The 22,907-nt window shown below is 64.1% G+C and carries 20 protein-coding genes and 1 tRNA gene; 13 read left to right on the forward strand and 8 right to left on the reverse strand.

The window, feature by feature from the left end; genetic code table 11:
• The first annotated feature begins 151 nt into the window (after positions 1-151).
• The gene (locus tag QRN59_RS08895; protein ID WP_078108851.1) at positions 152-1,078 is read left to right on the forward strand and encodes an alpha-E domain-containing protein; all 927 of its coding nucleotides are present in this window, start codon (positions 152-154) and stop codon (positions 1,076-1,078) included.
• Positions 1,075-1,926 (forward strand): transglutaminase family protein, encoded by an 852-nt coding sequence (locus QRN59_RS08900; RefSeq protein WP_284982163.1) that lies wholly within the window; start codon positions 1,075-1,077, stop codon positions 1,924-1,926. The genes QRN59_RS08895 and QRN59_RS08900 overlap by 4 nt, the downstream gene beginning before the upstream one ends.
• Before the next feature lie 25 nt (positions 1,927-1,951).
• Here QRN59_RS08900 and QRN59_RS08905 read toward each other — a convergent pair whose 3' ends face one another.
• Together QRN59_RS08905 and glgC are read right to left on the reverse strand one after the other, a co-directional pair.
• Entirely contained in the window at positions 1,952-3,403 is a 1,452-nt protein-coding gene (locus tag QRN59_RS08905) for an SDR family oxidoreductase (protein WP_284982164.1), read from the reverse strand.
• A gap of 108 nt (positions 3,404-3,511) precedes the next feature.
• A complete protein-coding gene (glgC, locus tag QRN59_RS08910) occupies positions 3,512-4,894 on the reverse strand; it encodes a glucose-1-phosphate adenylyltransferase (RefSeq protein ID WP_284982165.1) in 1,383 nt (460 codons plus the stop codon).
• A gap of 104 nt (positions 4,895-4,998) precedes the next feature.
• Between glgC and glgA the strand changes: the two genes are divergently transcribed.
• On the forward strand, positions 4,999-6,198 hold the full coding sequence (gene glgA, locus QRN59_RS08915) for a glycogen synthase (RefSeq protein ID WP_284982166.1): 1,200 nt from the start codon (positions 4,999-5,001) through the stop codon (positions 6,196-6,198).
• A gap of 178 nt (positions 6,199-6,376) precedes the next feature.
• Here glgA and QRN59_RS08920 read toward each other — a convergent pair whose 3' ends face one another.
• The gene (locus QRN59_RS08920; protein WP_284982167.1) at positions 6,377-8,485 is read right to left on the reverse strand and encodes an acyl-CoA dehydrogenase family protein; all 2,109 of its coding nucleotides are present in this window, start codon (positions 8,483-8,485) and stop codon (positions 6,377-6,379) included.
• Positions 8,486-8,519: 34 nt separating this feature from the next.
• Entirely contained in the window at positions 8,520-9,242 is a 723-nt protein-coding gene (locus tag QRN59_RS08925; protein ID WP_284982488.1) for a TetR/AcrR family transcriptional regulator, read from the reverse strand.
• Between the two features lie 68 nt (positions 9,243-9,310).
• On the opposite strand from QRN59_RS08925, the gene QRN59_RS08930 reads away from it, so the two are divergent.
• Genes QRN59_RS08930 through QRN59_RS08940 form a run of 3 tightly spaced genes read left to right on the forward strand, consistent with a single transcriptional unit; the run spans position 9,311 to position 12,947 of the window.
• The gene (locus QRN59_RS08930) at positions 9,311-10,681 is read left to right on the forward strand and encodes an acetyl-CoA C-acetyltransferase (RefSeq protein ID WP_284982168.1); all 1,371 of its coding nucleotides are present in this window, start codon (positions 9,311-9,313) and stop codon (positions 10,679-10,681) included.
• A 5-nt stretch (positions 10,682-10,686) separates the two neighbouring features.
• On the forward strand, positions 10,687-12,039 hold the full coding sequence (locus tag QRN59_RS08935) for a 3-oxoacyl-ACP reductase (RefSeq protein WP_284982169.1): 1,353 nt from the start codon (positions 10,687-10,689) through the stop codon (positions 12,037-12,039).
• Entirely contained in the window at positions 12,036-12,947 is a 912-nt protein-coding gene (locus QRN59_RS08940; RefSeq protein ID WP_284982170.1) for a MaoC family dehydratase, read from the forward strand. The genes QRN59_RS08935 and QRN59_RS08940 overlap by 4 nt, the downstream gene beginning before the upstream one ends.
• Positions 12,948-13,191: 244 nt before the next feature.
• Here the strand turns inward: QRN59_RS08940 and QRN59_RS08945 are convergent.
• Positions 13,192-13,274, reverse strand: a tRNA-Leu gene (locus QRN59_RS08945).
• Between the two features lie 275 nt (positions 13,275-13,549).
• On the opposite strand from QRN59_RS08945, the gene QRN59_RS08950 reads away from it, so the two are divergent.
• Together QRN59_RS08950 and QRN59_RS08955 are read left to right on the forward strand one after the other, a co-directional pair.
• Positions 13,550-14,875, forward strand: coding sequence for a M20/M25/M40 family metallo-hydrolase (locus QRN59_RS08950; protein WP_284982171.1), 1,326 nt, complete (start codon positions 13,550-13,552; stop codon positions 14,873-14,875).
• On the forward strand, positions 14,865-16,025 hold the full coding sequence (locus QRN59_RS08955; RefSeq protein ID WP_284982172.1) for an acyl-CoA dehydrogenase family protein: 1,161 nt from the start codon (positions 14,865-14,867) through the stop codon (positions 16,023-16,025). The genes QRN59_RS08950 and QRN59_RS08955 overlap by 11 nt, the downstream gene beginning before the upstream one ends.
• A 43-nt stretch (positions 16,026-16,068) precedes the next feature.
• Here QRN59_RS08955 and QRN59_RS08960 read toward each other — a convergent pair whose 3' ends face one another.
• Positions 16,069-16,302, reverse strand: coding sequence for a DUF5703 family protein (locus QRN59_RS08960; protein WP_059389241.1), 234 nt, complete (start codon positions 16,300-16,302; stop codon positions 16,069-16,071).
• Positions 16,303-16,341: 39 nt separating this feature from the next.
• Here QRN59_RS08960 and QRN59_RS08965 point away from each other — a divergent pair, with 39 nt between their 5' ends.
• Positions 16,342-16,614 (forward strand): hypothetical protein, encoded by a 273-nt coding sequence (locus QRN59_RS08965; protein ID WP_284982173.1) that lies wholly within the window; start codon positions 16,342-16,344, stop codon positions 16,612-16,614.
• A 48-nt stretch (positions 16,615-16,662) separates the two neighbouring features.
• Here QRN59_RS08965 and QRN59_RS08970 read toward each other — a convergent pair whose 3' ends face one another.
• Positions 16,663-17,595 (reverse strand): aldo/keto reductase, encoded by a 933-nt coding sequence (locus tag QRN59_RS08970; RefSeq protein ID WP_284982174.1) that lies wholly within the window; start codon positions 17,593-17,595, stop codon positions 16,663-16,665.
• A 52-nt stretch (positions 17,596-17,647) separates the two neighbouring features.
• On the opposite strand from QRN59_RS08970, the gene QRN59_RS08975 reads away from it, so the two are divergent.
• Together QRN59_RS08975 and mshC are read left to right on the forward strand one after the other, a co-directional pair.
• The gene (locus QRN59_RS08975; protein ID WP_078108894.1) at positions 17,648-18,481 is read left to right on the forward strand and encodes an undecaprenyl-diphosphate phosphatase; all 834 of its coding nucleotides are present in this window, start codon (positions 17,648-17,650) and stop codon (positions 18,479-18,481) included.
• A 16-nt stretch (positions 18,482-18,497) separates the two neighbouring features.
• Entirely contained in the window at positions 18,498-19,781 is a 1,284-nt protein-coding gene (gene mshC, locus QRN59_RS08980) for a cysteine--1-D-myo-inosityl 2-amino-2-deoxy-alpha-D-glucopyranoside ligase (RefSeq protein WP_284982175.1), read from the forward strand.
• 106 nt (positions 19,782-19,887) lie between these two features.
• Here mshC and QRN59_RS08985 read toward each other — a convergent pair whose 3' ends face one another.
• Positions 19,888-20,793 carry a PAC2 family protein gene (locus QRN59_RS08985; RefSeq protein WP_284982176.1) on the reverse strand — a complete coding sequence of 302 codons (906 nt, stop codon included), beginning with the start codon at positions 20,791-20,793 and terminating at the stop codon, positions 19,888-19,890.
• A 119-nt stretch (positions 20,794-20,912) separates the two neighbouring features.
• On the opposite strand from QRN59_RS08985, the gene QRN59_RS08990 reads away from it, so the two are divergent.
• Entirely contained in the window at positions 20,913-21,644 is a 732-nt protein-coding gene (locus QRN59_RS08990; RefSeq protein WP_284982177.1) for an HAD family hydrolase, read from the forward strand.
• The gene (locus tag QRN59_RS08995; protein ID WP_284982178.1) at positions 21,645-22,811 is read left to right on the forward strand and encodes a site-2 protease family protein; all 1,167 of its coding nucleotides are present in this window, start codon (positions 21,645-21,647) and stop codon (positions 22,809-22,811) included.
• Positions 22,812-22,907 lie beyond the last annotated feature (96 nt).

Here is a 22,907-nt window from a genome sequence, read left to right on the forward strand (position 1 = left end):
CATCACGGTCCGCGAACAGGTCTCGGTCTGGCCCGTCGAAAGCAACTGGCGGGACCGCCAATCGGACCAGCAGCAGTGATGCGTCACGCTGTGGTGCCGGAGCAGGATTCATTAATCGTCACAACGCAGGACCCGAAGGAGGCACAGCCCCATGCTGAGCCGTATTGCTGAATCGCTTTTCTGGATCGGCCGTTACGTGGAGCGGGCCGATGGAACGGCCAGGATCCTGGACGTCCATCTCGAACGCCTGAACCACTTGCCGCTCGAGGAGCAACGCAGCGTGGCAAGGGAACTCCTGGCTGTCATGGGAGCGAGGCCGCAGAGTGAGGAATTCGGCTTGCCGGAGCTGCTCCACGCCCTCGCCTACGACAAGACGAGCGCCACGTCCATTGCCGGCTCCTTGGGGGCTGCGCGTGAGAATGCGCGGCGGGCGCGCGAGACCGTGTCCTCGTCATTGTGGGAGAGCCTCAACACGACGTACTACGGGCTGAACCAGCACCGAAAGGACGTCGTGGGTACGTACCGTTTCTGCAACTGGGTGCTTGAACGCACCGCCATGGTCAGGGGCCTCGCGGACACCACGGTGAGCCACGACGAAAGCTGGCTTTTCCTGGTCCTCGGCCGCTCGCTTGAACGTGCCGACATGACCGCGCGGATGCTGTCCACCCGGGATGTCCTCTCCGCCGGAATGTCCTGGGTGAACATGTTGCGGTGCGCCGGCGCCTACGAGTCATTCCTCCGGACCCGCCGTGCGGCCTTCGGAGACCAGCACGCTGCCGAGTTCCTGCTCCTGGACCGTTTGTTCCCGCGCTCCATTGTTTTCGCCCTGCGTGACGCTGACGAGTGCCTCGCCAAGTTGGATCCTTCCGCGCAGCGGGTGGGCTTCATCAATGACGCCCGCCGGATCGTCGGCCAGGCCCGTACCTTCCTTGAGTTCCATCGCACGGACGATCTCATGTCCGAGCTGCCCGAGCATATGGACCGGGTACAGAAGGCCGTCACGCAGGCCTCCGACGCGATTTCCCGTAAGTACTTCAATCAGGCGGATGAACTGGCCTGGGTGGGAGAAGTTTCATGACCCGGCTGAGCATCGTCCACAAGACGGCCTACAAATACAACCGCCGCGTGACACTGTCGTATAACGAGGCACGCATGACGCCGTTGACCGATCCGCAACAGGTGGTCCTTGAATCCTCGCTGAAGATCACGCCGTCGCAAGCTGCCGTGAGCACCTACCGTGACTATTGGGGCACCCGCGTGACCGCCTTCGATATGCAGATGCCGCACGAACGCCTCGAAGTGGTGGCCACCACCACCGTTGAGGTCCACCGGGTAGAACGGGTGGCCCTGGACGAAGAGATTGTCGGCTGGGAGGTGATGGCTTCCGACGAGATCCGGGACCAGTTCAGCGACTGGTTGCCGCAGTCGCAGCTCAGCGGTCCGGGTGAGGAAGTCCTCGGCATCATTCCCGCCGTCGTCGCCGGCAAGAACCCGCACGAGACTGCCATGGCCATTTTCGAATGGATGCGCGGCGAAATGAGCTATGTGAAAGGCACTACGGGCGTCACGACCAACGCCGAGGAAGCCTGGAACCAGCGTCAAGGAGTCTGCCAGGACCTGGCCCACTTGGCCATCGGTTCGCTTCGCAGCTGCGGAATTCCGGCCCGGTACGTGTCCGGTTACATCCATCCGCGGCCCACGGCCGAAATCGGTGAAACGGTCGCAGGCCAATCCCACGCCTGGCTGGAATGGTGGGACGGCGAATGGCGCAGCTGGGATCCCACCAACCACAAACCTGCCGGAGATCTCCACGTCACCGTGGCGCGGGGCCGGGACTACCGGGATGTTCCTCCCCTGAAGGGCATCCTGTCCGGCGGCGGCGGCTCGGGCCTCACCGTGACCGTCGAGATCACGCGACTCACCTAACGGGCCCGCGGCCCTCCGCCTGGATTTACCAGGGGGAGGGCTTGTAGTCCTTGAGGAAGACGCCGTACTGGTCCTCGCCGTTTTCGCCCATGACGATGGGATCGTAGACACGCGCCGCCCCATCCACCAGGTCGAGCGGTGCGTGGAAGCCTTCCTCCATGAGCCTGACTTTGGTGTAATGCGGGCGTTCGTCAGTGATCCATCCGGTGTCGACGGCGGTCATCAGGATCCCGTCATTGTCCAGCATCTCTTGTGCGCTCGTCCGGGTCATCATGTTCAACGCGGCCTTTGCCATGTTGGTATGCGGGTGCCCGGGGCCTTTGTAGGCGCGGGAGAACTGCCCCTCCATGGCCGAGACATTCACGATGTACTTCCTGTGGGCGGTTGACCGCTTCATCGCCCCGCGAAGCCGGCTGACCAGGAGGAACGGCGCCGTGACGTTGCAGAGTTGAACTTCGAGCATCTCCAGCGGATCAACTTCGTCCACCACTTGGGTCCAGCTGTTGATGGCCGCGAGGTCGGGAACCAGGCCGCCGGCGTCGATCGCGGTGCCCGTCGCGATCCGCGCCAAGGACGCGGAGCCGGTGGACAAAGCGAGCGAGGTAATCGCATCACCCGCCAGGACAGGATGATCGGTGACGCTTTGGGTGATGGCCAGGGGGTGCTTGTCGTGGGCATGTCCGAACGTGACGAGCTCCGGGCCGCCGTTGGCTGCCTGCAGGGCCTCCGGGAGCGGTTCGTCCTCGGCATCCACCAACGGTTTGTACGCATTCCCCGAACGCCGGACTGTTTGGGCGGCGTTGTTGATGATGATGTCGAGGGGGCCGGCTTCGTTGAGGGAGTCGGTGAGGGCCATGACCTGTGAGGGGTCGCGGAGGTCGATGCCCACAATCCTGAGCCGGTGCAACCAGTCCGCGCTGTCCTCCATGGCGGCAAAGCGGCGTGCCGCGTCCTTGGGGAAGCGAGTGGTGATGGTGGTGTGTGCGCCGTCGCGGAGCAAGCGGAGGGCGATGTACATGCCGATCTTGGCTCGCCCACCCGTCAGGAGGGCTCGGCGTCCGCTGAGGTCGGTGCGGGCATCGCGCTTACTGTGGCTGAAGGCCGCGCATTCCGGGCACAACTGGTGGTAGAACGCGTCTACTTGCGTGTAGTGCTGCTTACAGATGTAGCAGGGCCTGGAACGGATGAGGTGACCGGCGATTTCGCCCGTGGCAGAGGTGGCCAGCTTGTTGCCGCGGGTCTCGTCGTCGATCCTGTCAGGGGCTGCAGTCGCCGTCAGTGCGATGACAGCGCGGTCGGCTTCCGCGATCTCGTCCCGTTTGGTGACCCGGCGATGGCGCTTGACGGCCTTGAACATCTTTCCCGTGGCGCGACGGATGGCGACGTAGTCCGGGTGCTCCTCGTCATAGGCGTGGATGGTGTTCAAGACCTTGAGGCAGGCCTGGATCTCTTCAGGCGTCAAATCGGCGGGGCTCATTGGGTCAATTTTACAGGGTCGGACACAGCAAAGCCTCCCGGGCGGCAGAGGCTGGAGGCCTGCTGTCGCCCGGGAGGCGGGGAGCTGCACTGGTTCAGGGGTTTCGGGTCAGACCTCTACCGAGGAAGCCTGGATTTTCGTGACCTGCTCCGCGGAGTCCCTGATGTCGGGGAACTTCTCCGTCGCCGCCTTGATCGCCTCCGGCACTGAGCGCCGGTATTCGGCCGCAAGGGATAGCTCGGAAGCATCCGGCTCCGGCACCACCTGGTCCTTGGCGAGTACGGTGATTCCGGATTCGGTGACCTTGAAGCCGCGGGCCCGGTCGAGGTCGGGATCCAAGCCGATGGTAGCCCCGGCAGGGACTTTCACGTTTTTGTCGATGATGGCTCGTTTGATTACGGCACCTGCACCGATGCGCACCTTGTCCATCAGCACCGAGTCCTGGACCCTGGTGGCCGGTCCCACGTAGACATCGTTGGAGAGCACGGACCCTTCCACGATTCCTCCGGAGATCACAGAGCCACTGGCAACGATGGAATCCAAAGCGGTGCCGACCGTGTTGTTGTCACCCCGGACAAACTTGGCCGGCGGTGAAATGCTCTGCCGCGTGTAGATGGGCCATTCCGAGTTGTACAGGTTGAACACGGGGACCGGCGAAATCAGGTCCATGTGGGCGTCATAGAACGAATCGATCGTTCCAACGTCGCGCCAATAGGTGCGGTCGCGTTCGGTGGAACCGGGAATGTCATTGAGCGTGAAGTCGTAGACCCCGGCCTCACCCTGGGACACGAAGTAAGGGATGATGTCACCGCCCATGTCGTGCTTGGTGTCGAGGCGCTCGGCATCGATGCGAAGCGCTTCCACCAGGGCGTCGGCGTCAAAGACATAGTTGCCCATGGAGGCGAGGAACTGTGTGGGATCGGCGGCGAGGCCTTCCGTTTCAGCGGGCTTCTCCACAAACGCCGAAATCTTCTGGGGATCGTTCTTGTCGACCTCGATCACGCCGAACTGGTTGGCCATGTTCAGTGGCTGGCGGACGGCCGCAACTGTGGCCTTGGCTCCGCTGGCCACATGCTGTTGGACCATCTGCTGGAAGTCCATGCGGTAGACGTGGTCCGCTCCGACAACGACAACAATGTCGGGGTTGGCGTCGTGAATCAGGTTCAGGGACTGGTAAATGGCATTCGCGCTGCCGAGGAACCAGCTCTTGCCCACGCGCTGCTGGGCGGGAACCGAGGCCACATATCTGCCCAGCTGGGTGGACATCCGCCAGGTCTCGGAAATGTGGCGGTCAAGACTGTGCGACTTGTACTGGGTCAACACCACGATCTGGAGGTACCCGGAATTGACCAGATTCGAGAGAGCGAAATCGATCAATCGATACCCCCCCGCAAACGGCACCGCAGGTTTGGCCCTGTCTGCCGTCAATGGCATGAGGCGGTTTCCTTCGCCGCCAGCCAACACAATTGACAATACTTTCTTCAACGCCATGGTGTTTGCTCTCCCTGTACGTCTTTGTAGCCCCCGAAAAAAGCCCGGGTTGCCGGACCCTTTCACACTAGAACACATACTCCGGAAGGACTACGTTAGGTAGCGTGCGCGTAGACATTGTGACTAAAGAGTTTCCACCCGAAATCTATGGCGGGGCCGGTGTGCATGTTGCCGAGCTCAGCCGCGTCTTGGCGAAGCACGTGGATCTGCAGGTGCGGGCCTTTGGCGCGCCCCGTGATGCGGACTTCCACGGGGCAACCGTGACGTCGTATTCCACACCGGATGATCTGGGGGCGGCCAATGCCGCTGTCCAGACCCTCGGGGTGGATTTGCGGATTGTGCCGGACATCGCCGGAGCGGACCTGGTCCATTCCCATACCTGGTACGCCAACATGGCCGGCCACCTGGCGTCGCTGTTGCATGGGATACCCCATGTGCTCAGCGCCCACAGCCTCGAACCGTTGCGGCCATGGAAAGCGGAGCAGCTGGGTGGTGGCTACGCGTTGTCCTCATGGGTTGAAAAGACCGCCTATGAGGCCGCCGCGGCTATCATCGCCGTCTCGGACGGCATGCGGAAGGACATCCTGCGCAGCTATCCGAACGTGGATCCCGCCAAGGTCCGGGTGGTCCACAACGGCATCGACGTCGACATGTGGCAGCCGGACGAAGGCGAAGACGCCATTCGCGCCCTCGGCATCGACCCCGCCAAGCCCAGTGTGGTCTTCGTCGGGCGGAACACCCGCCAGAAGGGCGTCCCCTACCTCCTGAAGGCTGCGGCCAGCTTGCCGGAAGATGTGCAGCTTGTGCTGTGCCTGGGAGCGGCGGATACCCCGGAACTCGCAGCGGAAACGGCCCGGCTCATCGAGGACCTGCAGAGCAAACGCCAAGGTGTCCTGGTCATCGAACGCATGCTTCCGAGGCATGAGCTCATCCAGGTCCTCAGCCATGCCACGGCCTTCGCTTGCCCGTCGATCTACGAGCCCCTCGGCATCGTCAATCTCGAGGCCATGGCGTGTGGCGCAGCCGTGGTGGCAAGCGCCACTGGCGGCATCCCCGAAGTGGTTCAACACGGTGAAACAGGACTGCTGGTGGAACTGGAGCAGGTCACGGACGGTACCGGCACCCCGCTGGATCCCGAAAAGTTCGTCGCGGATTTCGCCGCCGCCCTCAACGAGGTTGTGTCCGATCCCGCGCGGGCCAAGGTCATGGGTGCCGCGGGCCGCGTCCGGGCGGAGGAACACTTTTCCTGGGAGTCGATCACCGAAACAACCCTTGAGGTCTATCGCTCGGTCCTCGCCTCCTGACCCACCAACCAACGAGCCCAACTGACTCGCAGTAAGTGTCGTTTTGACGCCTCATAACGACAACAACTGCGAGTCAGTTGGGAAAGAACCACGACGGCGCCGCACCCCTCAGGAGGAATGCGGCGCCGTCGTCGTTAAAGGATTCGGCAATTGTTCACCGGCCTGTTACGGCAGGATGCTAGCTGGAGTTCCTCCCCTTCAAGGCGAGGAGGGTCTTCTCCTCGGCGGGGGCCGCGCCGCTTGCCCGTTGCGCCCGGAAGTGGCCGCGGGCTTCGCCCTGGCGTTCCTTCTCGGCGCCCGAGGCGATGGACGCCCGTAAGTGCTCCGGACCGTAGCCGAAGGAATCGACCAGGTCCAGGGCGTGGGGACGGATCTTGATGAGCAGCCTGTTGATGTAGGCCCCCACCGTGCGTCCGCGCTGCATGGAAAGGCGGCCGTTCATGAGGTACCAGGACAAGTGCTTTTCGATGAGCGAGAGGCCAAACAGGTCACGGAGCCATGTCAGCACCTTCAAGGTGCCCGGATCACCGACCTTGCTGAGAGCTTCCGTGAACGCTTCCCATTGCAGGAGCTCGGCGTGGGCCTGGGCGGCTTCAATCAAATCGTCCTGATGCTGGTTGAACAGTGCGGCGCCCTGATGCTGCGGAAGCTTGTTTGCGCCCTTGAGCGCAGAGCCCACCTCAGCCACCATGGACTGCACCCGGTCCGTCAGCAGCGTGCGTTGGCCTTCTTCGTCCCTCAGGGCCAAGGCAGCTTTCTGCACTGATCCCGTGTCTGCCACGAATTGCGCCACTTGCCGCAGGCCTGTGCGGTTGATGGCGACGTCCGCCGCCTGGGCCGCAACGAAGCGGGCCAGCACGCCAAAGTCGACGTTGCGGAACTCCTTGGCGTAGTCGGCCAGCAGGCGCTTGGCGACGAGCTGGAGAAGCACGGTGTTGTCACCCTCGAACGTGGCGTACACGTCCAGGTCCGCACGGAGCGAGGCGAAACGGTTTTCGATGAGGAATCCAGCGCCGCCGCAGGCCTCGCGGCACTCTTGCAGCGTGTCGAGGGCGTGCCAGGTGCTCATGGGCTTGAGGGCCGCGGCGAGGGTCTCGAGGTCCTGGCGGTCGGCGTCGGTGTCGTGCCGGCCGGAGAAGACGTCGTCGAATTTTTCGAGCAGCTGCTCGTGCGCGAAGCTCGCGGCAAAGGTGGTGGCAAGCCGGGTGAACAAGCGGCGCTGATGCCGTTGGTAGTCCAGCAGGACTTCCTCGTCCGTGGGAGAGGAGGCGTTGAACTGGCGCCGTTCGGCGGCGTAGCGGATGGCGGTCGTCAAGGCCACCTTGCTTGCGGCGACTGCGGCGCCGTCGAGGGAGACACGGCCCTGCACCAAAGTGCCGAGCATCGTGAAGAAGCGCCGTCCCGGGCTGGCGATCGGCGAGGTGTACTCGCCTTCGGGGGAGACGTTGCCGTAGCGGTTGAGCAGGTTGGCGCGGGGGACACGGACCTCGGTGAAGTGCAGGCGGCCGTTGTCGATGCCGTTGAGCCCGCCCTTGATGCCGTCGTCTTCGCCGCCGATCCCGGGCAGGAATTCTTTGGTGTCCGGGTCCCTCAGCTCGACATAGAACGCGTGGACGCCATGGTTCACGTTGCGGGTCACCAGTTGGGCGAACACGACGGCGGCCAGGCCGTCCTCGGCTGCGTTGCCGATGTAGTCCTTCCATGCGGCACGGAACGGAGTGTTGATGACGAACTCCTGGGTGGCCTCGTCATACGTGGCCGTGGTGGCGATGCTCGCAACATCGGAGCCGTGTCCGGTTTCGGTCATGGCGAAGCAGCCGGGGATTTCCAGGCTCATGATTCCGGGCAGCCATTTGTTCTGGTGCTCCTCCGTGCCGAGGTGCATCACCGCTGAACCGAAGAGACCCCACTGGACGCCCGCCTTGATCTGCAGTGATGGATCGGCAGTGACGAGTTCCTCGAAGCCGGCGATGTTGCCGCCGTGGTCATCCGAGCCGCCCAAGCTGGCGGGGAAAGCCCGGTGCACGGCGTTGTTGTCCACGAGGTACTTGAGCTGTCCGAAAACACGCCTGCGGTGCTCCGTATGCGTCAAGCCTTCGATCTTGTGTACCTCGGGGCGGCCGGCGAGGTCGCGCGCCGTGTGCCGGATGTGGGCCCACTTGCCGAGCAGCAGTTCGCCAAGAGCCGCTACGTCCACCGCAGGGGCGGGTGCGGCAGGCTGTGTGGTTGCAGCCGTTCCCGCGGCCGCCCGGTTGCTGGAGGAGGTGCGGTCCACTACTTCAGTCATGGTGATTCCTTCTTTGGTTCCGAACAACGTGGAGTCATTGCTGATATTCAGAGGAGTTGATCTTGAGTTCCGGGGCGATACCCACGCACAGCCAATCGGTGATTTGGGCCGCCATGGTTTCCTGGTCGGGCTTTGCGGGGGAGGCGGGACTGCCGAGCCACCTCTCGCCGGCGTTGCGGACCAGCCCGATGGCAGCGGTGGGCCAGTAGTCGATCAGTGCTTCCTTGTCCGCCCCCAGGTGTTCCCGCATGGGCCGGGCGATCATGGCACTGATCGACTCGAAGAAGTGGCCAAGGGCTCCCGAGGCGGCGATGGCGTCTTGCGCCGAGGGTTCCCCTTGCGAGAGCCGCGTGATGAACGCGTAGACGGCGGGGCTGGACTCCGCCATCTGAAGGTATGCGGAGACCATCGCGAACAAGCCTTCGCGTGGAGTCTGCGCGCTTTCTGCCGCTTCCTTCATCCGCCGTTGCATTTGGCCCAGCACTACTTCGCCCATTGCCTGTTGCAAGCCGGCTTTGTCCCCGAAATAGCGGTAATACACAGACTTCGAAGTACTGGCCGCGGTGGCGATGTCCTCCATGGACGCTTCGCTGCCCAGCGTATGGACAGCCTTGCGGGCGGCCTTGATGAGGTCGCGCCGGCGTTCTTCGCGGTGGACCTGCCAGCGGGCGGCACGGCCGTCGACGGCGGGAGCCTCGCCGTCCGCAGGCGGCGTGGTCCCGGCGTCGCGCTCGGCAGGAAGTCCTGGGCTGGGGATGTTCACGATACTCAGCGTATCAGGTACGCTGGGTATCAGTAACCCGATGTGATCATAAGGAGAACCGCATGCCTGCAGCAGCACATTCCGCGAGCGCACCACATGAATCCCCCGTAACCCAGGGCACATTCCGCAGGGCCGTGGTGGTTGGCGGGAACAGGATCCCCTTTGCCCGGACCGGCGGCGCCTACACCAAATCATCGAACCAGGACATGCTGACGGCAGCACTGGACGGGCTGATCGCGCGCTTCGGCCTTCAAGAGGAGCGGATCGGCGAGGTCGCCGCGGGAGCTGTCCTGAAGCACTCCCGCGACTTCAACCTGACACGCGAAGCGGTGCTTGGCTCGGCCCTTTCCGCCGAGACGCCTGCCTACGATCTCCAACAGGCGTGCGCCACCGGCCTTGAGACCGTCCTGGGCCTCGCCAACAAGATCAAGCTGGGCCAAATCGACTCGGCCATCGCCGGCGGCGTCGACTCTGCCTCGGATGCCCCTATTGCCGTGAGCGAGGGCCTCCGCGAAGTCCTCCTTGACCTCAATCGCGCCAAGTCCCTGCCCGAGCGGCTCAAGGTCCTCTCGCGGCTGCGTCCCAAGGACCTCGCCCCGGATGCTCCGAACACCGGGGAACCGCGGACCGGCCTCTCCATGGGAGAGCACCAGGCGCTCACCACGGCCCAATGGAAGATCAGCCGGGAAGCCCAGGACGAGATTGCGTTCAATAGCCACCACAACCTCGCCGCAGCCTACGAACGTGGCTTCTTCGATGACCTCGTGACTCCGTACCGTGGGCTCAGCCGTGATTCGAACCTCCGGCCCGATACGTCCATGGAGAAGTTGGCCACCCTCAAACCCGTCTTCGGAAAGAGCCTTGGAGCTGAGGCCACCATGACGGCCGGCAACTCCACCCCGCTCACGGACGGCGCCTCCACGGTTCTCCTCGGCACTGAGGAATGGGCGGACGCCCGGGGCCTGCCCAAGCTGGCCGTCGTCGTCGACGGCGAGGCGGCCGCCGTCGATTTCGTCCATGGGAAAGACGGGCTCCTCATGGCGCCGGCCTTTGCGGTACCGCGACTCCTCGCACGCAACGGCCTCTCCTTCGAAGACATCGACTTCTTCGAAATCCACGAAGCCTTTGCGGGCACCGTCCTGAGTACGCTCGCTGCGTGGGAAGACGAGGAGTTCGGCCGTACCCGGCTGGGGCTGGATGGTGCCTTCGGCAAGATCGACCGCGCCAAGCTCAACGTCAACGGCTCGTCCCTCGCCGCCGGACATCCGTTTGCCGCCACCGGCGGACGGATCGTCGCCTCGCTGGCGAAGATGCTCCACGACAACGGCCCGGTGGACGGCCGTCCCGCGCGCGGACTCATCTCCATCTGCGCAGCCGGAGGGCAGGGCGTCGTCGCGATCCTTGAGGCCTACTCCGCTCCGGAAGGGCGGTAACCGGCATGACGGACAAATACACACAGTTTGTCAGCCACGGGATCGGCAAGGACCTGGCCAAAAAGCTCGGCCTGCCCCAACCTGCTGTGCTTCGGAGGTACAAAGCGGGAGAACCGCTGGTTCCGGGGCCGGTCCTTGTGCTCGGAAGCGGCAACGGCCGAACCGCCGGCTCCGACGAGTTGGCTGCCGCCCTCGTGGGCTGGGGCCTGGACGTTCGGCGTTCCGCCTTGCCCAAGGAAAAGCTGGGGGCGATCATCCTGGTGCTTGACGCCGTCGAGCACCCGGAGGAGCTTGCCGGCCCCGTTCTCACTGCGGCCCCATCGCTCCGCGACCTGGCCCCCGGCGCACGGGTCGTCACGATCTCCCGAACTTCCGCCTCTGCAGCCAACCCGGCTGTTGCCGCCGGTCGTCAAGGCGTCGACGGCCTGCTGCGTTCGCTGGCCAAGGAACTCCGGGCAGGTGCCACGGCCAACGGCGTTCTCCTCGGGGACGGTGCGGGCACCACAAGCCCCAGCACTCTGGGTGCGCTGCGCTTCTTCCTGTCCGGCAGGGCCGCGTTCGTGGACGGCCAGTTCCTGACTGTCACCTCAGGCGCCGGCCAGCTTCCCGCCGACGCCGACAAGCCCTTGGCCGGGAAGGTAGCCGTCGTCACGGGAGCGGCCCGTGGAATCGGCGCGGCGATCGCGCGGACCCTGCACCGGGACGGCGCCCGGCTGGTGGTGGTGGATATTCCCGCTGCGGGGGACCACCTCGCCGCCGTCGCGAACGAGGTGCACGGCACTGCCCTGCAATTGGACATCACGTCCGAGGACGCCGGGAAGCGGATCATCGACCACGCCGTGGAACGCCATGGCGGCCTCGACATCGTCATCCACAATGCCGGCATTACCCGGGACAAGCTTCTGGCCAACATGGATGAGGGCCGCTGGAATTCCGTCATCGGCGTGAACATCGCCTCGCAGTTGAGAATCAACGAGGCACTCCTTGGCTCGGACCAGCTCAACAAAACCCCACGGATCGTGTCGGTGGCCTCCACTAGTGGTATCGCCGGCAATCGCGGGCAGACCAACTACGCTGCTTCGAAAGGGGGAGTGATCGGCATGGTCAGGGCCACGGCGCCCTTGTTGGCAGAACGCGGCGGCTCCATCAACGCCGTCGCGCCCGGCTTCATCGAGACCGACATGACCGCACGGATCCCCTTCGCCACCCGCGAAGTGGCCCGCAGGCTGAATTCGCTGCAGCAGGGCGGCCTTCCCGGGGACGTGGCAGAGGCAATTGCTTTCCTGGCATCGGACGCGGCTGCTGGAATCACAGGAGAAGTGCTCAGGGTCTGCGGACAGAACCTGGTGGGTGCATGACGACGGAACAACCGCTCATCCTGGGGGAGCTGCCGTCCCTCTCGAAGCTGTACGTGAATGCGGCGGCGACGGCGGCACGGCGGAGGGTGCTGGGGTTCCAGGCTGCCTCTGCGCTGCCCCACGGGAGCCATGAGGTGCGGGGAGTGCGGGCCGACGTCGCGAACCTCACGGCTTACCAGCACCTGATCGGCGAGACTGCGAGTGACGCACTGCCGGCCGGCTTCATCCATGCCCTCGCGTTCCCGGTTGCCATGAGCGTGCTGAACCGGGACGACTTCCCGCTTCCGCTGTTGGGGATGATCCATTTGAAGAACCATGTGGGGCAGTTCCGGGCAGTTCAGTTCAGTGAGCCGCTCGACGTCCGGTCCTGGGCCGAGGACATGCGCGGCCACAGGGCGGGAACCCAGCTGGACGTCGTCGCCGAAGTTCGATCGAGCGACGACGGGGCCCTGCTCTGGCGGGGCGTGTCGACGTATTTGGCCAAAGGGGTCTTCCTCCCGGGAGTCGACAAGGCCGCCACGGCCCCCGCTCCGGCTGACTTCACGGCGCCCGCACCAACGGCCGTCTGGCAACTCGGCGTGGATACCGGCCGCCTGTACGCGGCCGTATCCGGCGACTTCAATCCGATCCACTTGAGCCTCCTCTCGGCCAAGGCGCTTGGCCTGCCGCGGTCAATCGCGCACGGCATGTACCTTGCATCCCGGGCCTTGGCCGACGTGGGCTCGGTGAAGTCGGAAGCGTTCCGATGGGACGTGATTTTCGAGGCACCGGTGTTCCTCCCGGCGCGGGTGGCCCTGGAGATCGGCACCATCCACTCCGCGTCGGGGTCGTGGGAGCGATCGGACTACGTCGCCTGGAACCCGCGGAGCGGCAGGAGGCACTTCAGCGGATCCGTGACGGCTCTGTAGGGCGCCGGTTTCGGGGTTCAGGGTTCAAGGTTCAGGAACGGCCACGACGACGGCGGCCACCCACGTGGGGGACCGCCGTCGTCGTCCATCGTGGAGCCGGTTGAGTGTCAGGTTCACTGCCGTGGGTGAATTGCCGGTAATGCAATTTAATAAATGTGATGAACGCCGCAAATTGCACGAAAAGGCAAATTCGGAGTTAAACAAACAAGGCCTGGAATTATCATAATTCCAGGCCTTGCAATTGTGCGCGGAGGGGGACTTGAACCCCCACCCCCTTTCGAGGACTAGCACCTCAAGCTAGCGCGTCTGCCATTCCGCCACCCGCGCAGGTGGTGTTCGGAGCCTTCGTTCTGCGCCTCTCGGCGCTTCTCTTTCCTCCGAAGCAGCGAGAAAAACTCTAACACGGATTCGGGGAAATAAAAAAACCGGAGCCGGAGGGGAGCCTGCCAACCGCAATTGGACCCTGCCATTCCGCGCCAAAACGCGGGAAAGCACGCGGCTAAACGAGCCTGCGGTGGGTAGGCTGAGGGAAGCGCGCGGGAGCGTCCGCACCATGTGCCCACCCGCGGGGTACGTCCATCCCAGCCAGCAAGGAGAGTTCCATGACTGATATCCGACCCGAGGACGAAGTAGTCCGGATCTGCCAGGAACTCATCCGCATAGACACCTCGAACTTCGGTGACGATTCCGGTCCCGGGGAACGCGCCGCAGCGGAATACACCGCGGCGCTTATTAATGAAGTCGGACTGGACGCCGAAATCTTTGAGTCGGCTCCGGGGCGGGCAAACGTCGTCACGCGCATGGCGGGGGAGGACCCCTCGGCCGGGGCCCTAGTCGTCCACGGCCACCTCGACGTCGTGCCGGCGCTCAAGGACCAGTGGTCCGTGGATCCCTTCAGCGGCGAACTCAAGGATGGACTCATCTGGGGACGCGGCGCCGTGGACATGAAGGACATGGACGCCATGATTCTCTCGGTCATGCGTGACTTCGCCCGCACGGGACGCAAGCCCAAGCGGGACATCATCTTCGCGTTCTTCGCCGACGAGGAAGCCGGAGGCAACCACGGCGCGCGCTACGCCGTCGAGCACCGCAGGGAACTCTTCGACGGCGCTACGGAAGCGATCTCCGAGGTAGGCGGCTTCTCGGCCACCATCGGAGGCCAGCGCACCTACTTGCTCCAGACCGCGGAGAAGGGCCTTTCCTGGCTGCGCCTCGTGGCCCACGGCCGTGCCGGGCACGGTTCGCAAATCAACACGGACAATGCGATCACCCGCCTGGCCGGGGCAGTCACCAGGATCGGCGAGTATCGATGGCCGATCGAGCTGACCCCCACCACCCGGCAGTTCCTCGAGGGGGTCACGGAACTGACCGGCGTCGAGTTCGATCCGGACAACCCCGAGACGCTCCTGAAGGAACTCGGCACCGTGGCGCGCTTCGTGGGGGCCACCCTCCAAAACACCTCGAACCCCACGCTGCTGAGCTCCGGATACAAGCACAACGTCATCCCCGAATCGGCGGAAGCACTGGTGGACTGCCGCACCCTGCCGGGCCAGCAGGAGTTGGTCTTCGAAACCGTCAAAAAACTTGCCGGAGACGGCGTGGACGTCAGCTACGTCAACAAGGACGTGTCCTTGGAAGTGCCGTTTGCCGGCAATCTGGTCGACGCGATGATCGACGCCTTGCACACGGAAGACCCCGGCGCCAAGGTGCTGCCGTACACCTTGTCCGGCGGCACCGACAACAAGTCGCTCAGCAAGATCGGCATCACAGGTTACGGGTTCGCCCCGCTGATGCTCCCCGAGGAACTCGACTTCACCGGGATGTTCCACGGGGTTGACGAACGCGTTCCGGCCGATTCGCTCAAGTTCGGATCCAGGGTGCTCAACACCCTGCTCAGCAACTACCAGGGAGAACGCCTTGATCCCTGAGGAGATCCTGCCGGACGAGCTGCTCGACCGCATGCGGGGCCGCGCCGCGGGCTACGACCAGGACAACTCGTTCTTCCACGAGGACCTTGAGGAGCTCGCTGCTGCGGGTTACCTGAAGATCTTTGTCCCCGAGTCCGACGGCGGACTGGGGCTCGGGCTCGAAGCCGCGGCGGCGCTTCAGCGCCGGCTTGCCACGGCTGCCCCGGCCACCGCGCTGGCCGTCAACATGCACCTTGTCTGGACCGGCGTCGCGCATGTCCTGGCGGCCCGCGGCGACGATTCGCTTGACTTTGTCCTCAAGGAGTCCGGGCAAGGCGAGGTCTTTGCCTTCGGGATTTCCGAGCCGGGCAATGACTCCATGCTCTTTGATTCAGGGACCACGGCGGAACCGCAGCGGGACGGCGGGTACAGCTTTACCGGGCGGAAGATCTTCACGAGCCTGTCGACGGCATGGACCCGCCTCGGCATCTTCGGCAAGGACGGCGGCGCGCGGGAGGGGAGTGGAGAGCTGGTTTTCGGCTTCATCCAACGCGACGCGCCCGGCCACGAGACACTAGGTGACTGGGACACCCTGGGCATGCGGGCCAGTCAATCGAACACCACGCTCTTGCAGGATGCCGCAGTGCCACCGGAACGGATCTTCCGGAAACTGCCCGTAGGACCCAACCAGGATCCGTTGGTCTTCGCGATCTTCGCGTGCTTCGAAACGCTGCTTGCCGCTGTCTACACGGGCATCGGGGAGCGGGCATTCGCCCTGGCGGTCGAGGCGGCCAAACGCCGTACCTCGGCCAAATACGGCGGCCGAAGCTTCTCGCAAGACCCGGACATCCGCTGGAAGATCGCCGACGCCGCCATGGCAATGGATTCCATCCAGCCCCAGTTGGCGTCAGTCGCCCGCGACGTGGATGGCCTGGTTGATCACGGGGCGCAGTGGTTCCCTAAGTTCGTGGGGCTCAAGGTGCGGGCCACGGAGAACGCCCGGACCATGGTGGATGTGGCAATCCGGGTTTCCGGAGGCTCAAGCTACTTCCGGGGCTCCGAACTCGAACGGCTGTATCGCGATGTGCTGGCCGGGATCTTCCATCCCTCCAATGACGAATCAGCGCACAACACGGTAGCCAACGCGTGGCTTGGCCCGCTCGAAAGCTGAAACGCTCGAAAGCTGGAGGGAGAACCCGGAATCGCGTCCGCTGCTACACGGTGCGCTGTACGTTGAGTACTCTGCGGCGCAGCCAGAACCGGCGACCGCCGCCGATATAGAGGATGCTCCGCTCCAGTTCCCACTTGCCATATTCGGAGTGTTCCACGAGCCGGCGTCGCGCCTCGGGCAAGGAATCGTCAGGGCTGACGGTCAGTACGAGATACTCGTACTGCCTCGCGTAGTCCCGCTGACGTTCCACTGAACTGCTCAGAAATTGTTCTCTCATCCCTCTCCATTTTCGTCTTTTTCGGGCTAACGTGAAGTCATGAGCATCGATCCGCGTGTCGCGCTTCAGTCATTGACAGCCGCCTTGGAAGAGCACCTGATTGCCGCTTCGGCCCGCAGGGGCGAAGGAGATCCCGCTGTGGAGGCAGCGTTTTTTGCCGTCGCAGATGCCTTTGAGGTGTATGAGGACTCACTATACGAGGCCTACTCGGAAGTCACACCACTTCAGGTGTTTGACGACGATGAAGAAGATGACGACGAGGACAACAGTGAACTCCTCGACGAAGACGAGCTGGAGATCCTCGACCAGTAGTGCGCGGTCAGTAATCGCGCGGCCACTCATGCCGCAGTGACAGCTGAGTCAGATCGTTGAAACGTCTTCCAGTGCCCGGGAAATCTCAGCAGGAAGAGGGGACAGCTGCGCGTCCAGCAACTCCTTGAGCTGGACCGCATTGCGTGCGCCCACCACGGCCGTGGATACGCCTGGGCGGGAGAGCACCCAGCTCAGTGAGACGTCGACGGCGGAACGTCCCAATCCGCGCGCGGCCATTGCCGCTGCTTCGACGATCCGCGCCCCCCGCGCGTCGAGGTACTTTTCGACGTAGCCGCTGAGGCGGCCCTGCGCCGCACGTGATTCAGAGGGAATCTGTCCACGGTATTTGCCGCTGAGCACCCCGCGGCCGAGGGGCCCCCACGCCATGAGGCCGAGGCCGGCATCCTCGATCGCGGGCACCAGTTCGTCTTCGGGCTTCCTGTGCAGGAGCGAGTATTCGGATTGGTTTGCCACCACGGTGAATCCCGCGATGGCCGCAGCCTTGGCGGTCTGCCAGCCGTTGTAGTTGGAGATGCCCACGTACCGTGCGCGTCCCGAGCGCAACGCAAGGTCAAGTGCGGAAAGCGTTTCGTCCAGCGGAACGTTGCCGTCCCAGGCATGCGCGAACCAAATGTCCACGTAGTCGGTTCCCAAGCGGGCAAGGCTGGCGTCGAGTGCGGACAGCATGGAACCGCGGGAGGCATCGACACTGCGCCGCCCGTCCGACGTCGAGACGCCCGCTTTCGTGGAGAGGACAACCTCCGAACGCGCCACGACGTCTCCCAGCATGGAGCCCAGGAGGGCCTCGGCTCGTCCGCCTGCGTAGGAGGCTGCGGTGTCGATCATGGTGCCGCCCGCTGCGATGAACGTATGGAGCAGCTCCCGTGCATCCTGTTCGTCCGTTTCTTCCGCCCAGGACATGGTGCCCAGGGAAAGGGTGGACACCCGAAACCCACTGTTGCCGACGTAACGCTGCTGCATAGCTGATAGCTTACGGGGAGATCGGGTAGATCATGACGTAGGGTCTATTCACGTGAACTGGATAGAAGCAGCCTTCCTCGGCCTCGTGCAGGGCCTGACAGAATTCCTTCCGATTTCTTCAAGCGCACACCTGCGAATTGTCGGCTCGTTCCTGCCCAATGCGGCGGATCCCGGAGCTGCTTTCACGGCTATTACCCAGCTGGGCACCGAGACGGCCGTGATCGTCTTCTTTTGGCGCGACATCGTCAGGATTGTGCGCGCTTGGTTCGGATCGCTGCGTGGCAAGGTCTCCAGGGACGATCCCGACGCGCGGATGGGTTGGCTGGTCATCCTCGGGAGCCTGCCCATCATCGTGCTCGGCCTGCTCTTCCAGGACCAGATCGAATCCGTGCTGCGCAGCCTGTGGATCGTCGCCACGATGCTCATCGTCTTCGGCATGATCCTCGCGGTGGCCGACGCCGTCGGCCGGCAGGAACGCGAGCTGAGCCAGTTGACCTTCAAGCACGGCATCCTTTACGGGCTGGCCCAGGCCATGGCGCTCATTCCGGGCGTCTCGCGTTCCGGCGGAACCATCACCGCCGGCCTCTTGATGGGGTACACGCGTGAAGCGGCCGCACGGTATTCGTTCCTGCTCGCCATACCCGCTGTCTTCGGCAGCGGCCTGTACCAGCTGTACAAGGTGGTGTCGAAGGAAGGAATCACCGGACCTTTCGGCCTGCCGGAAACAGCGCTGGCCACGGTCATCGCGTTCGTTGTGGGCTTCATCATCATTGGCTGGTTCCTCAAATTCATTTCCACCCACAGCTACCGTGTCTTCGTGTGGTACCGGATTCTCCTTGGACTCGCCCTCTATGTATTGCTCGGTTTCAATGTCATCAGCGCCTAGCACTATGGTTGAGGCTGTGAAATCGTGGATCTCCCGCCCTGTGCCTGAACTACCCGGCAGCATGCCCCCGTTGAGGCTGTTCGATACCGCCCTGAGGGCCCTCGTGGAGGTCGAGCCACGCGCGGAGCAATCCATGTACGTCTGCGGCATCACGCCCTACGACGCCACCCACATGGGCCACGCGGCCAGCTACGTCGCCTTCGACCTGCTCAACCGGGCATGGCGGGACAGCGGCCAGCGGGTTGCGTACGTCCAGAATGTCACCGACGTCGACGACCCCCTCCTGGAGCGCGCCACCGCCACCGGCGTTGACTGGCGGGAACTGGCAGCGAGCCAGATTGAGCTATTCCACACCGACATGGACGCCCTCAATGTGCTGGCTCCGAGTCACTACATCGGAGCCGTCGAGGCGATCCCGATGATTGTCCCGGCTATCGAGAAATTGATCGCGGACAAGCTCGCCTACCGCGTGCACGGCACCGGCGGCGAACCCGACGGAGACGTCTATTACGACGTCGAGGCGGCCGGCAAGGCTTCGGACAGCCCGGACGCGTGGACACTCGGTGACATCTCGGGGCTCGGCGAAGTGGAAATGTTGGAGCTTTTCGCCGAACGCGGCGGCGATCCCGGCCGGTCCGGCAAACGGAATCCCCTTGATCCCCTGCTATGGCGCGTAGCCCGCGACGGCGAGCCGGGCTGGCCCGGCGCAAGCCTCGGTGACGGACGTCCCGGCTGGCACATTGAATGTACCGTCATCGCCCAGAAATACCTGCCGGCCCCGTTCACTGTGCAGGGCGGCGGATCGGACCTCGTCTTCCCGCACCACGAAATGGGCGCCGGACACGCCTATTCGCTCAGCGGCATTCCCTTGGCACGCCACTATGCCCACGCTGGAATGGTGGGCCTGGACGGCGAAAAGATGAGCAAGTCCAAAGGAAACCTCGTGCTTGTGTCGAAGCTCCGTGCCGCGGGCGAAGAACCTGCAGCAATCCGCCTGGCGATCCTGGCCAACCACTACCGTTCGGATTGGTCCTGGACCGATGAAGGCTTCGCCCAGGCCAAGGAGCGCCTCAACACGTGGCGGGCCGCGCGGGACATTGCTCCCGAGGGAACAGCGGCGGAACTGCTGACGCGGATGCGTGCCGAACTGGCCAACGACCTCAACGCTCCCGGCGCGGTCGCCGCCGTCGACGCCTGGGCCGCAGCTGCCCTCAGCAACGCGTCCGACACCAATCCCAGTGCGCTGGATTCCGCCCTGGTGAGCGACGCGATCAACGGATTGCTCGGCGTCGAACTCTAATATCTAAACAACGCGGGGTCACTTACGGCCCATAATGTCCCCTTGGACGGGCCGTAAGTGACCCCGCGTTGGGTTCAATGCGCACCGCACCCCCGGAGACAGCCCGTCAGGGCTTGTCTTTGCCCCTGCGCTTGAGATAGCGCTCGAATTCGCGCGCGATGGATTCGCCACTGGCCTCCGGGAGGTCCGCCGTGTCCTTGGCCTCTTCGAGCTGCCGCACGTAGGCGGCGATTTCGGGGTCTTCAGTGGCCAGTTCGTCCACACCGCGCTCCCAAGCCTCCGATTCCTCGTTGAGGGCGTGGGTGTCCAGCGGCACTTGGAGCAGATCCTCGATCCTGTTCAGGATGGCCAGTTGCGCCTTGGGAGAGGGGGGCTGCGCGACATAGTGCGGTACGGCCGCCCACAGCGACACTGTAGGCAAGCCAGCGAGCAGCGCGAATTCCGCCAGTACCCCCACAATGCCTACCGGCCCCTCGTACTGCGACGCCTCCAGGTTCAAGCGCTGCCGCAATCCGCTGTCGTCCGAGGTGGTGCTGACGGGGATCGGGCGGCTGTGCGGGACATCGGCGAGGAGGGCGCCAATCAGGACAACGTAGTCGACTTTGAGCGTTTCGGCGTGGACCAGGAGTTCGGCCGTGTAGGCACGCCAGCGGTAGGAAGGCTCGGTGCCGAGCACGAACACCACATCGACGTTGCTGTCAGGGACGCTGGCCTTGTACAGGCGCGTGGAAGGCCATTTCACCTTGCGCGTTCCGGCCGCCGTGCGTCGTACCGTGGGCCTGGTGAACTGGAAGTCGTAGTAGTCGTCGGCATCAACGGATGCCACTTTCTTTCCTTGCCACAACTTGTTCAAGTAGTGAAGGGAATCACTGGCCGCCTCGCCGGCGTCGTTCCAACCCTCGAAAGCCGCCAGCATCACGGTGATGCGCTGGCCGTCGGCTACAGGCTGGAGAAGGCGCTCAGGCTCGGGTGTTGTGGCCTGTCCGTCAGGGGCTCCGTCCAAACTGTTCATTCACTCACCCTACGTCCAACACCGCCACCGATGCATGGCGTAAGCGGACCGGCGTGGCCAGACTTCGCCCCGGGCGTAGAGCGGCAATTGCCCTGCCTCCTTCCACGTAGACTTTAGGCATGCTTGCTTCAGCCACCCAGCCCCTGCTCAAAGCCGCGCTATGGGACATGGATGGCACCCTGGTGGACACGGAGCCGTACTGGATTGCGGCAGAGCGTACCCTCGTTGAGTCCCACGGCGGCGCCTGGAGCCATGAACAAGCCATGCAGCTCGTAGGGCAGTCGCTGATGCACTCGGCCGGCATTCTCCAAAGGGCTGGAGTGAACCTGGAAAAGCGCGAGATCGTTGACTCCTTGAGCGCCCGGGTCATCGACCGTCTCCGCGTTGAGGTGCCGTGGCGGCCCGGAGCCAGGGAATTGCTTGACGAGCTGTACCAATCGGGCGTCCGTTGTGCCCTCGTGACGATGTCCGAAGGCCCGATGGCGCGGGAAGTCGTGGCCAACCTCCCCAAGCCCTACTTCGAGTTCCTCATCACGGGGGACACCGTCAGCCACGGAAAGCCCCACCCGGAGGCTTACCTCGCCGCCGTCGAGCGGCTCCGGGACACCGACCCCGGGCTGACCGCGGACCACTGCGTAGCACTCGAGGATTCCGTCCCGGGAGTTGCGTCCGCGATCGCCTCCGGCGTGGTCACGGTCGGAATTCCGCACCAGATGCCACTGCCCGAGGACCCCCGCCGGGCAACCTGGGACACCCTCCAAGGACGGAAGGTCACCGACCTTGAAGCACTTGTTGCCGCCCGGGTGTCCGCCAGTATGCCGGCCGGGGCTTTCCATGGGCAGGCAAACTAGGTGAGTACTCCAGGAAACCGCGGCCATAGCACCCGTAGCGCTAAAAAGGACGGGATTCCACTCGGCCGCATCGCGGGAATCCCCGTGTACCTTGCCTACTCCTGGTTCATCATCGCGGCGTTTACGGTCATCGTCTATGGACCAGCGCTTCTCATCCGGAACCACTCCTTGGGAATCGGCGCCTACCTGGTTGCCCTTGCCTATGCGCTCCTGCTCGCCCTCTCGGTGCTCGTCCACGAGCTCGCCCATGCCTTGAGTGCCAAGGCCTTCAAATGGCCCACGGAGAAGATCGTTTTGAATCTTTGGGGCGGGCACACGCAGTTCGAGAGCTTCATCGCGTCCCCCGGCCGCTCGGTAGTTGTTGCCTTGGCAGGACCCGCGGCCAACTTTGTCCTCGCGGGCGGGGCCTGGCTGTTGCTGCAGGCCGGTGTCGTCACCGGGGTAGGGGATACCCTGACGAATATCCTCATGTGGGCCAATCTGCTGATCGGCATCTTCAATGTCCTCCCCGGACTGCCCCTTGACGGGGGCCGCTTGGTGGAGTCCGCGGTGTGGAAATTGACGGGCAGCCAGGAAAAGGGCACGGTGGCGGCTGGCTGGGCCGGACGGATTATTGTCATCGTCCTGGTCGTTTGGTTCGTCGTGCTGCCTTTGCTGAGTGGAGCCCCGGATCTCAGCTATATGCTCATCACCATCCTTGTCTGCAGCTTCCTCTGGATGGGCGCTTCGGGTGCGATCAAGCAGGCGACGCTCCGCGGCCGCCTCCCCTTGGTGAGTGCCGCAGCCTTGGCCGAACCCGCCGTCGGGATTCCGAATTCGGCCACCGTCGCGGACGTCTTGCGCGTGGCACCCTACGGCACTCCCGCCGTCGTGATCTGCGGACCGGATGGCCGGCCGCAGGGCCTTGTCGATCCGGCTGCCGCTGCGGCCGTACCTCCCGCCGAGGTATTCACAACCGTCGTGACGGCGGTTTCGACCCCGCTCGCCGAAGGCGCCTACGTCCCCTGGACCTCCAGCGGCCAGGAACTAATCCAGTATTTGGCGCAGCTCAGCGGCGCCGAATACGCCGTGGTGGACGAAGCCGGTACAGTCATGGGCCTGCTGCGCCAACAGGCCGTAGTGACAGCCATTACAGGTAAAGTAGCCCGACGGAGCGGACGCCCGTAGGACCTTCCCGGTAGAGTTACCTGCCGGCCGTGAATTAACCCGGCCGGCAGTGCGCACCACTAAGCAGTAACTGTGGCAACAAATGACGGCCCAGCC

This window comes from Arthrobacter sp. efr-133-TYG-118 (genome assembly GCF_030209755.1).
Lineage (GTDB): Bacteria > Actinomycetota > Actinomycetes > Actinomycetales > Micrococcaceae > Arthrobacter.